This window comes from Alkalibacterium kapii (genome assembly GCF_007988865.1).
Classification (GTDB): domain Bacteria; phylum Bacillota; class Bacilli; order Lactobacillales; family Carnobacteriaceae_A; genus Alkalibacterium; species Alkalibacterium kapii.
In genome coordinates, this window is the sequence record NZ_BJUY01000011.1 from 48,439 (window position 1) to 60,271 (window position 11,833).

The 11,833-nt window shown below is 38.1% G+C and carries 8 protein-coding genes, 2 tRNA genes and 1 riboswitch; all 10 genes read right to left on the reverse strand.

The features are described 5' to 3' along the window. Positions 1-19 precede the first annotated feature (19 nt). The 10 genes from mutS to AKA01nite_RS05435 all read right to left on the reverse strand — a co-directional run bounded on the left by mutS (position 20) and on the right by AKA01nite_RS05435 (position 11,681). On the reverse strand, positions 20-2,617 hold the full coding sequence (mutS, locus tag AKA01nite_RS05390) for a DNA mismatch repair protein MutS (RefSeq protein ID WP_146924296.1): 2,598 nt from the start codon (positions 2,615-2,617) through the stop codon (positions 20-22). 23 nt (positions 2,618-2,640) lie between these two features. Continuing rightward, positions 2,641-3,447, reverse strand: coding sequence for a TIGR00282 family metallophosphoesterase (locus tag AKA01nite_RS05395; protein WP_146924297.1), 807 nt, complete (start codon positions 3,445-3,447; stop codon positions 2,641-2,643). A gap of 206 nt (positions 3,448-3,653) precedes the next feature. Next, positions 3,654-5,213, reverse strand: coding sequence for a ribonuclease Y (gene rny / locus AKA01nite_RS05400; protein WP_146924298.1), 1,560 nt, complete (start codon positions 5,211-5,213; stop codon positions 3,654-3,656). Positions 5,214-5,509: 296 nt separating this feature from the next. After that, positions 5,510-6,565, reverse strand: a complete 1,056-nt coding sequence (gene recA / locus AKA01nite_RS05405; protein WP_146924299.1) for a recombinase RecA — start codon at positions 6,563-6,565, stop codon at positions 5,510-5,512. A gap of 127 nt (positions 6,566-6,692) precedes the next feature. Beyond that, positions 6,693-7,970, reverse strand: coding sequence for a competence/damage-inducible protein A (locus AKA01nite_RS05410; protein ID WP_186805108.1), 1,278 nt, complete (start codon positions 7,968-7,970; stop codon positions 6,693-6,695). Between the two features lie 136 nt (positions 7,971-8,106). Then, the gene (gene pgsA / locus AKA01nite_RS05415) at positions 8,107-8,697 is read right to left on the reverse strand and encodes a CDP-diacylglycerol--glycerol-3-phosphate 3-phosphatidyltransferase (protein ID WP_146924301.1); all 591 of its coding nucleotides are present in this window, start codon (positions 8,695-8,697) and stop codon (positions 8,107-8,109) included. Positions 8,698-8,767: 70 nt separating this feature from the next. Then, entirely contained in the window at positions 8,768-9,679 is a 912-nt protein-coding gene (locus AKA01nite_RS05420) for a helix-turn-helix domain-containing protein (protein WP_146924302.1), read from the reverse strand. Positions 9,680-10,026: 347 nt separating this feature from the next. Beyond that, complete coding sequence (metK, locus tag AKA01nite_RS05425) at positions 10,027-11,235, reverse strand: methionine adenosyltransferase (RefSeq protein WP_146924303.1); 1,209 nt, start codon at positions 11,233-11,235, stop codon at positions 10,027-10,029. After that, positions 11,233-11,313: riboswitch (SMK box riboswitch) on the reverse strand. (Overlaps the previous gene by 3 nt.) Before the next feature lie 204 nt (positions 11,314-11,517). Further along, positions 11,518-11,590 (reverse strand) — tRNA-Phe (locus AKA01nite_RS05430). 18 nt (positions 11,591-11,608) lie between these two features. Next, a tRNA-Asp gene (locus tag AKA01nite_RS05435) sits at positions 11,609-11,681 on the reverse strand. Positions 11,682-11,833 lie beyond the last annotated feature (152 nt).

The window sequence follows — 11,833 nt, forward strand, 5'->3', positions numbered from 1 at the left end:
TTTATTCATCCAACTTTCATTACTTGTCAGTTAATTTCTGCTGCAGTTCATTTAAGATCTGAATAGCATCCAGCGGAGTTGTGTTTAAAATATTCATCTTTTCAATTTTTTCGATGACTTCTTGCTCCTTCTTGTCAGGCACTTCAAATAAATCCAACTGTTTTTGTGATCCTTCTGAACTCTCTTCTTCAACAATGTGTGTTTCCTTTTCTGCGTCAACTAGATGTTCTTCTTTCATTTCCAGTTCTTTTAGTATACTTTCCGCACGCTTTAATAAAGGAGCTGGTAATCCTGCCAATTTAGCAACTTGTACACCATAACTTTTATCAGCTGCACCAGGAAGCATCTGATGAAGAAATACAAGTTCGCCGTCTTCTTCTACTGCACCCACATGAACATTTTTCAGTCCCGGTAATCGTTCATCCAGAACAGTCAGTTCATGATAGTGTGTGGAAAACAGTGTTTTAGCTTTAATTTTATCGTGAACATATTCGATAATGGCTTCAGCAAGCGCCATCCCGTCATAAGTCGCTGTCCCTCGTCCGATCTCATCGAACAAAAGTAAACTCTTACGTGTGGCATTAATTAAAGCCTGATTGGTTTCTGTCATCTCTACCATAAAGGTACTCTGACCACCAATCAGATCATCCATTGCACCGATACGTGTATACAAGCGGTCAAAAATCGGTAAGCTGGCTTTTTCAGCGGGTACAAAACAACCCATCTGCGCCATAATGATTGTGAGAGCCAGTTGACGCATATACGTACTCTTACCTGACATATTCGGCCCGGTTATTAAAAGGACAGCTGTGTCATCCACTAACTCAACATCATTTGGGACATAGGTCTGTTCTCCCATCACTTTTTCCACAACAGGATGTCTGCCCTTATAAATTGCTACATCCTGGCTATCAAGCGAGAATGTAGGTCTTACATAATCATATTCTTCACTAATTGTAGCAAAACTCTGAAGGACATCAATCTGGGCAATGATTTTCGCTAACTTTTGCAAACGGTCTATCTGATCCTTCACCTGATCTCTAACACCAGTGAATAATTCATACTCCAGATTTTTAGATTTTTCTTCTGCTTCAAGGATCAAGGCTTCCTTTTCTTTCAACTCAGGTGTGCTGTAACGCTCGGCATTCGTTAATGTCTGTTTGCGTTCATAGCGCCCTTCTTCAAGTTTAGATACATTAGCTTTGGAAACCTCTATATAATAGCCAAAAACCTTATTAAAACCAATTTTCAAATTTTTTATCCCAGTAGCTTTCCGCTCTTTTTGTTCCAGTTCGGCCATCCACTGCTTACCACTGGTCATGGCTTCTTTATATTTATCCAGTTGTTTATTGTATCCAATTTTTATGATTTCGCCATCTGTTATGGATAATGGCGGCTCGTTTTCAATAGCCTGATCAATCAGTTCCTTAACATCTTGAAGGGGATCAAGCTTGTCCAAGTAAGCTGACCAGCCATCTTCTTTATTAAGCAGCTGTATGATGTCTTTGATCAGCGGGATCTGTTCCAGTGACTGTTTTAGCTGAACAAGATCACGTGCATTAACTGTACCAAATGCCGTTCGTCCTGCCAGTCTTTCCAAGTCATAAACTTTTTTCAGTATATCTTTTAAATCATTTCTTTCAAAGAAGTGATTAAGCAAGCTTTCTACGTAATCCATTCTTTCTTCGATTTTATTTTTTTGAATCAGCGGTTTATCCAGCCAGGTTTTCAACATCCGTCCACCCATGGCAGTTTTGGTTTCATCCAGCAGCCACAAAAGTGTGCCATTTTTATTCCCATCTCTCAAAGACGCAGATAATTCCAAGTTTCTTCTGGCTTCCTGGCCAAAGATCAAATACTGATTCGTTTCATACTCCGTGATCTCTTGAATATGATCCAATCGTCTCATTTGCGTTTCAGCTAAATAAGAGAGCATCAAATCGATCACTGGCTTAAGTTTTGACTCCTCAAAAGGTGCTGTTAAGTGTGTCAAAGTATGCGAGTTATTTTTGTTTGATGCATGGGAAATGGATACGTTCCATCTGCTTTTCAGTGTTTCCTGCAAACTCAAAAGTTTTCCCGGCAGAAAAACAACCTCCCTGCAATTCACAGAAGTAAGTTCTCTGATGACTTCATTGAACCCCTCTACGTGAGTAACTCTCATTTCTCCTGTCGTGAGATCGGCTAATGTGATTCCCATAATGTCTTTTAGTTCCATTACTGCAGCAATATAATTATTCTCTTTGGCATCAACGGTTTTCGATTGCATAACGGTCCCTGGTGTAATGACCTGAACCACTTCACGTTTGACCATCCCCTTGGTCGTTTTGGGGTCTTCAACTTGTTCACAGATAGCCACTTTATGTCCCATGCCTATTAATGTATCGATATACCCTTTTGCCGAATGATGGGGAACACCGCACATAGGGATCTGCTCGTCTGCATTTTTATTTCTACTTGTCAACGTCAATTCCAGTAAGCGGGACACTTCCACAGCATCTTCAAAAAACAATTCATAAAAGTCACCTAATCGATAAAATAAATAGGCGTGCGGATACTGTTTTTTTATATTTAGATATTGCTGCATCATAGGTGTTTGTTTCGTCTTTTGAGGCACTGCTATCACTCTCTCATTAATTTCTATAGTTCAAATAATGTCATATCATCATCGATGCGAATCGTTTCTATTTTTTTTGCTTTACCCGTTTGATCATCTATTTCAATCAGACAGGCATTGAGTCTGCTTCTCCCACGACTTGGAAGTTCAAATCTCTGCGGGAGCTGAGTTGTAAATTTATGTAGTATCGGTTCTTTTTTCATTCCCAGGATACCATCATAAAACCCTGTCATTCCGACATCTGTCAGATAAGCTGTCCCCTTAGGAAGGATACGTCCATCATTCGTCTGGACATGTGTATGGGTGCCGATAACGGCAGATACCTGACCGTCCATAAACCAGCCTATCGCTTCCTTTTCACTAGTTGCCTCCGCATGAAAATCAATAAATATATGTTTGGTTCGTTCAGCTGCTTCTTTGACAAGCTCGCCACCTACCCGGAAAGGGTCCTCATATTCCCCCATAAAAGAACGGCCATGTAAATTGATCACAGCTAGCTCCAGCTGATTGATTTTGATATAAGCTATGCCTCTTCCCGGAACATCGGCTGATTGAGGATAATTAGCTGGTCTGATCATTTTCTTTGCATCATTGATGAAATCAAAAATCTCTCTTTTGTCCCATGTATGGTTACCAAGTGTTACAAGATCAACACCTGATTGAAGTATTTCTTTATAATTTTTTTCTGTGATCCCCCGACCATCCGCAGCGTTCTCTCCATTGGCTATCGTTGCTTGCGGTTTGTATTTCTCTTTCAATTTAGGAAGCCATTCACTTAACTTTTTCCTTCCCAAAGATCCAACAATATCTCCGACAAACAATATTTTCATAACTGTTCCCCTTTTCTTCTCGCTTAGCCTATTTTACCAGTACTCATACGATGAAATCAAAATAGAGTTTTTAAAGATTACAAGTTATTATGTTAGTATGTTTGTCTTTTTATTCACTGTATCTTTATTCAAATTTTAAAATTTAATCTGATAGTAAAAAGGTCAGTCAAAAAGATAAACTTTCTTGACTGACCTTTTATTAATTTTTATTTAGCATATTCGATTGCTCTTGTTTCGCGTATTACCGTTACTTTAATATGGCCAGGATAGTCCATCTCATTTTCGATCTGCTTGCGTACATCTCTAGATAACTTGGCTGCCATGTTGTCATTCAGCTCATCTGGTTTAACGATAATTCTAACTTCTCTCCCAGCTTGAATTGCATAACTCTCCTTGACACCTTTAAAGCTGTTAGAGATTCTCTCTAGATTTTCAAGTCTTTGTAAGTAATTCTCCAAGGATTCACTTCTTGCGCCCGGTCTTGCAGAAGAAATAGAATCTGCTGATTCGACTAGGACAGCAATAACTGAGGTTGCATCAACATCACCATGATGAGATGCAATCGTATTAATAACTGTTTCGTTTTCTTGATATTTCATTGCTATCTGAGCGCCTATTTCGACATGCGAACCTTCGACTTCACTGTCTAAAGCTTTTCCTATATCGTGAAGCAACCCGGCACGTTTAGCTAATTGAACATCTTCACCTAGCTCAGCTGCCATTATACCAGCAAGTTTTGCGACCTCGATTGAATGACTCAATACATTTTGCCCATAGCTTGTTCTAAAGTGCAAACGTCCGATAATTTTCATTAAATCAGGGTGAATTGAATGAATGCCTAACTCGAACATCGTCTCTTCACCAATTTCTCTAATTCTCTCATCCATTTCTTTACGTGATTTTTCTACAGCTTCTTCGATTCTACCAGGATGGATACGACCGTCAGATATTAATTTTTCTAACGCCATTTTAGCAATTTCTCTTCTAATTGGATCATATCCACTTAGAACGACCGCTTCTGGTGTATCATCAATAATCAAATCCATGCCTGTCAGACTTTCGAGTGTCCTTATATTTCGACCTTCGCGTCCAATGATGCGGCCTTTCATATCATCATTTGGTAAATTGATGACACTAACCGTTGATTCAGTAACCTGATCTGCAGCACAACGCTGAATTGCCTGAGTAATAATATTCTTAGCTTTTTTATCAGCTTCGAATTTTGCCTGATCCTCGTAGCGTTTCACCATAATTGCCATATCACGTGTTAGTTCTTGTTCTGCCTGATTAAGGACGATAGATTTTGCCTCTTCTTCTGATAAGCCCGCAATAGTTAGGAGTTTTTCATTTTGTTCTTCTAATAACTCTTCTGCGGCTTTTTCCAGCTCTTCCACTTTTTTCTGACGAGCAGTTAATTTATCTTCCCTGCTTTGCAATGAACTTTCTCTTTTATCTATCGTTGTCTCTTTACGCTCTATATTATCTTCACGCTGCGCAATTCGATTTTCTTGCCGAGACACTTCAGATCGGCGTTCTTTTAGCTCCCACTCTATTTCTGTTCGATAAGAATGGATTTCTTCCTTTGCCTCCAGCAACGCTTCTTTTTTCAAAGTTTCAGCTTCTTTATTTGCGTCTTCAATAATGTTTTCAGCTGTTTGTTTGGAATCGGCTAATCTCTTTTCAAAACTTTGTTTCGTAAAATAAGATCCTGCGACTAAACCAATAATTAAAGTAACGATAGCGGCGGCTATTGAAAGTAAGTCCATCTAATCACCTCCGTATCATTATTTTAGATTTTTTCATGCATTAAAAATAATTCGATATCTCATTTTCTGATAATATCATATTTAATTTGTAGTACACGATAATGGGTTGCTTTAAAAAATCAAAGCAGCACACTAAACTAATTTTATAGTTCTTTCGTTCTTCTGTCAACATTGATTTTGCATACGTTCTTTGATTCTATCTTATATCGGGGAATCAGTATATTTTAAAAAAAAGATTGAATTCCTGCCCACACATTAGTGAGTCTAGAAATTCAATCCAATTCAGTGCAGAATACTTACTCTAATTCCAAGGTTTCAGCCATCGCTTCTTCCTCTTCGGTTTTTTCTACGACGTCAGACTCATCACCCACACCATAAGCAGTTCTGACTTGTTTTTCAATTTCGATCCTTAAGTCAGGATGATCTTTCAAATATTGTTTCGCATTTTCCCGTCCTTGTCCAATTCTTTCTTCACCGTATGAATACCATGCTCCGGCTTTAGTAATGATATCGGCATCAGCCCCCATATCAACGATTTCTCCGATTTGAGAAATTCCTTCTCCATACATGATATCGACTAAAGCCGTTTTAAATGGTGGAGCCACTTTATTTTTGACAACTTTTAATTTAGTGCGGTTACCCGTCATATCAGATCCAGATTTAATGGACTCGCCGCGGCGTACCTCAAGTCTTACAGAAGAATAGAACTTTAATGCTCGACCGCCTGGGGTGGTTTCTGGATTTCCAAACATCACACCGACTTTTTCACGGATCTGGTTGATGAACAAAGCAATTGTTTTTGTTTTATTAATAGAACCAGATAACTTACGTAAAGCTTGAGACATCAAACGGGCCTGCAGTCCAATGTGTGAATCGCCCATTTCTCCATCGATTTCAGCTCTAGGTACCAAAGCTGCTACTGAGTCGATGACAACAATGTCTACAGCTCCACTAGAAACTAGGGCATCTGCTATTTCCAATGCTTGTTCTCCTGTATCAGGCTGAGATAATAGTAGTTCATCAACGTCTACGCCTAAAGCTCTGGCATATTTGGGATCCAAAGCGTGCTCAGCATCAATAAATGCGGCAATTCCGCCATTTGCCTGAACAGAAGCGATCGCGTGCAGCGATACTGTCGTTTTACCTGAACTTTCCGGTCCATACACTTCAATAATTCGTCCTCGTGGATACCCGCCTATACCCAAAGCAACATCTAATGCCAATGAGCCACTGGGAACAGTCTTCACTTGTGTATCTACCTTTTCGCCCATTTTCATTATTGAACCTTTACCATATGCTTTTTCGATTTTTTTAAGTGCTGTTTCTAAAGCTTTTGCACGATCATCTGCCATTAATTTTCCTCCTAGGATTACTTTTTCGATTAATGCTTTACTGTTTCGAGTCATCTATATTATTTACTCTCTATATTCTAATCTTACATAATCAAAAAATCAAGCCTTTTTCGAACATTTATTCGCTTTAAAGATTCTTGTCACATTTAGCATCATTTTTTGTTGGCAAGTTTAGTATAAAGTGTCTTACCATATCCAGTGCATTCAAAACAGCTAATTTCCGATTTTTATTTCGTCTATAATCAAAATGAAATCGTTGAACGTTTGTATCTTCACCCTTATATGACAAACCTATAAAGACGGTGCCGGGAATCTGACCTTCTAATGAACCAGGTCCTGCAACACCTGTCAATCCTATGCCGATATCAGCATCAAATATTCTACGAGCATTCTCCGCCATTTCTACAGCACATTGTTTGCTGACTACGCCAAATTCATCTATCGTTTCTTGATTTATATTCAAGACTTGGTGTTTTTTATCCTCACTATAGGCAACAACTCCTCCTTCAAATATTGAACCAGCTGATTCTCCAGATGTTATCGCGCTCATAAATGCTCCCCCAGTGAGACTTTCTGCTGCAGTAATCGTTAAGCTGCGTTCTAAAAGTAAATCCTTCACCACGTCTGTTAGTTTTTTTTCACCGTAACCAAAAAAATAACTGTTCAATTTATTCAATACCTTCATTTGAATCTCATCGATATAATTTTCAGCTTCTTTTCTAGTATCAGCTCGAACGTTGATTTTCACGGTGACTTCTTCTTCACAGCTGTTGATGGTTACAACCACTTGTTCGTATTTATTAATATCCTCACCTATTCTTTCAACTAGTTCGGCTTCAGTTATTCCAAAAAAACGTAACTTACGTGACTCAAACACCTGAGTATCTATAAATCTTTTGATCAACTCCTCTTTCAAATAATTTTTTACCATAGGACGAAATTCATCTGCTGGACCTGGTAAAAGTACATATTGATGGGACCCCTTAGTCAGTATCATCCCAACGGCAATCCCGGTATCATTCTTCAGCGGAGTAGATCCAGCAAGTATCAAAGCTTGAAGCTGATTATTTTCAGGCATTTTTAATTCTGAATTTTTGTGATAAGTAATAATTCTTTCTTCGGTTTCTTTGTGTAAAATCAAATCTGTTTCAAGATAACTGGATAACGTCTGTTTTGTAATATCATCTTCAGACGGCCCTAACCCTCCAATCAGAATAATGAGTTCTCCACGTTCTTCTGATTTTTTTAAAGACGCAATTATATCCTGAGTATAACTTCCTACAGTAACTTGACTACAAACGTCTATACCTAGCGACGTTAACTCATTGGATATAAATGCAGCATTTGAGTTCACTACCTTTCCGGTTAAAAGTTCTGTGCCTATTGAAATAATTTCAGCTTTCACTAAAATTCCTCCTAGTATAACTATTGTCAATTTAAATTATTTCTCACTTTTTATTTTATCATAAGTGCGTTTTTTTAGTTTTAGATGATCACAAAAAAAGAGTTTAAAAGCATATACCTTTAAACTCCTTTGTTTTTTATTTTTTTTTGAACGTTCCTTTAAACACAAATCGTGCTTCATAGAAATATAATATTCCTGAATAAATAGTGAAAAACAAACAAATATACAATAGTATGATACCAATCGGAATTCCTGTAAATGCAACTGGGAAGTTATCAAGAAACAGGAAAATGATAGCCAGCATCTGAGTATTTGTTTTTATTTTTCCCGGCCAGCCGGCAGCCATGACTTGCCCGCCTTGCTCAACTAATAATAAACGTAAACCCGTCACAGCTAATTCTCTGGAAACAATAATGGCAACGATCCAAGCGGGAGCCAGTGACAATTCTATTAAAAAGACCAAAGCTGTCATGACTAACATTTTATCTGCAAGAGGATCGGCAAATTTTCCAAAATTAGAGACGACGTTCAATTTTCTTGCTAAGTATCCATCCAGCCAGTCAGTAAAACTTGCGACAGAAAAAACTATAGCAGCAAGCAATAAATCAAGTTCGATAGAAGAAGACAATACTTCAATTGTTTCCCACTCAAAGGGCAAAATCAAAACTATAATAAATACGGGAATTAAAAAAATACGGAAAAGTGTTATTTTGTTTGGTAAATTCACTCTAAAAAGCCTCCTGATTCCTAAAAAATAGACCAGTTATCTCAGTGTAAAACTGGTCTAAAGATATTACTTATTCAAACTCTATGGTAACTTCTTGTCTGACTGCTTCGGTTCCCGATGTATTATAAGGCACTTGTTGGTCGTTAAGTGTAATATCAGTTACAGAGGCATTACCAATAACAATGTCGATCCTATTAACTGTATCATCGAATTGAGCTGAAAGCGTCTCGCCATCAACAATAAGGCCTGCAGAAGTTTCACCGTCTACATTGATACTTGACCAGGACTGACCACCTTCTGCCCTTAAGACGATCGTTTGTTCAAGTGGAAGGGCGCCAGATACAGTATAGGTCGTTGCAGTTTCTGTACTGCTAACTTCAGTCAGAACCTGTTCCTGATTTTCTGCAGCATTTTCCCCTGCTTTTTCTTCGTCAGCGGTTTCTTTATCATCTGTCTGCTCTTCAGCCGTTTCTTGATCGTCAGCTGCTTCATCTTGGTTGCTGGCTGCTTCTTCATTATTGTCAACTTCTATAACTTCTGAAGACTCATCTTCATTGATAAAAGAGTCCAGCGATGTATTGTCTCCAGCTGTGACTGCCAAGTAAATAGCAAATATGATTGCTATTACCAAGACTACAATGAGTATTGTCGGGAAACTATCTTTAATTGTAGCAACAAAGCCACTGTCTTTTGCTTTTTTACGTGTCTGGGTTTTTTGTATGCTTTTACTGTAATTTTTCTTACTGGTTTCCGGTAATACATCCATATGTTCATTCATTAAGTCCTCACCGTTCAGGCCTACAGAGTCTGCATACTGCTTTATAAAAGCCCGGGCATAAAAATCCCCAGGTAAAATATCAAAATTTCCTTCTTCAACAGCAATCAGATAGCGTTTTTGAATTTTAGTTTTTTGTTGTAGATCATCAAGCGAATAACCTTTCGCTTTTCTAGCTTCTTTAAGTCTATCTCCAATTTCATTCAATCGATTTCACCTACCTACCATAATACTTTAGTCTACTCGTTTAATTAATAAAGTAAATAACAGATTTTTTAATTAACCTCTTTATCTAAAAGTATACCACACGACATAAGTCGAGTATAGAGCATCTACCAGATTAAAGTCAGTGGGTTGCTCTTAGATTTAGAATTTTTTTTATATTGAAATTTTTCAGTTATTTATTTAATATCTGATGCAATAAACCATTTTAATCTTTTTACATACTAACATAATAACATTTATATTCAACTAATAACTTTGTTTGGAGAGAACGACTATTATCTATCATACAAGCGCTTAAAATATGTACGTAACGATAAAAAAAACGAGATTTAAAAATCTCGTTTTTCATTTGATTCTACATAGGTTAACAAGTCGTCTACTTTATCTGTCATTTCCCAAGGTAATAAGATATCTGTTCTGCCAAAATGTCCATACGCAGCCGTTTGTTTATAAATAGGACGTTTAAGATCAAGCATTTTAATAATACCAGCAGGCCTTAAATCAAATATTTCTCTGATCGCATTGATTAGTACTGAACTGGAAACTTTACCTGTTTTAAATGTATCGATAGAGATAGATACGGGTTGTGCAACTCCGATTGCATAGGCTAATTGAACCTCTACTTTTTCAGCAAGCTTCGCAGCAACAATATTCTTGGCAATATATCTGGCAGCATAGCTGGCAGAACGGTCAACTTTGGTGCCATCTTTTCCTGAAAAAGCGCCTCCACCGTGACGTGCATATCCACCGTAAGTATCGACAATGATTTTCCTTCCCGTTAAACCTGCATCTCCCTGAGGCCCTCCAATAACAAAACGACCGGTGGGATTAATATAAAATTTGGTATCTGCATCAATGTATTCTTCAGGAATAACCGGCTTTATTACTTTTTCCAATAAACGTTCCTTCAATAAGTCATGCGTTATATCCGGGTGATGTTGTGTACTGACAACTATAGCATCTACGCGCAGTGGTCTGTCATCGCTGTCATACTCTACAGTCACTTGGGCTTTTCCATCCGGCCTCAAAAAATTTAATTCTTCGGACTTTCTGACTAATGCCAACTGTTTAGTCAGTTTATGACTTAAAGAGATAGGTAGCGGCATCAACTCTTCTGTTTCATTTGTCGCATAACCAAACATTAAACCTTGGTCTCCTGCGCCAATTTTATCCAGTTCGTCATGCTCCTCAGATTTGTACTCTACAGAATCATCAACTCCAATTGCAATATCGGGCGATTGATCGTCAATCGAAACCAGTACAGCGCAAGTATCCGCATCAAAACCATATTTTGCGCGAGTATAACCAATCTCGCGAATCGTATCTCTAGCAATTTTTTGCATGTCCACATATGTTTCAGTTCTTATTTCACCTGCTATCAACACTAGACCAGTCGTTACGATTGTTTCGCATGCTACGCGTGCTTCTGGATCTTTCGAAATAATTGCGTCTAAAATAGCATCACTGATTTGATCAGCTATTTTATCCGGATGACCCTCAGTGACAGATTCAGATGTGAATAATTTTTTTTCAAACATTACTATTCCCCCTTCATTTTCGGTTACAAGGCGTCTGACCTTTTCTGGCCGTCCTATCGGGAATTCATTGTAAACCTCTATCATTCTAACATATATCATCACAAGAATCACTGGCTTTTATACAAGTCCAACCATTTTAATTTTCGCAGGGATTGTAACCGTTTTTTATATTTATATTAAAATATTTACTAGAAAAAATAAAACTAGTGTCATCACTCATAAATATACAAAAAAGTTCATAAAAAAAGAGTCTGGGAAAATCCCAAACTCTTCTCTAATTGATGGCGCAAGACAGAATCGAACTGCCGACACACGGAGCTTCAATCCGTTGCTCTACCAACTGAGCTACTGCGCCAAAATATTAATCTATTAACGGTCCCGACGGGAATCGAACCCGCGATCTCCTGCGTGACAGGCAGGCGTGATAACCGCTACACTACGGGACCTACTTAATCTGTATTCGCTAAAGCACAACAATCACTCTTGAGATGAGACACTGTGGGCTTACCCTCAAGTGCTTGTAAGCTTCTAAAGAAGCAACAATCCTTTGAAAATGAAACACTGTGGACTACCGTCCCAAGTGTACCATGCTTGTAGG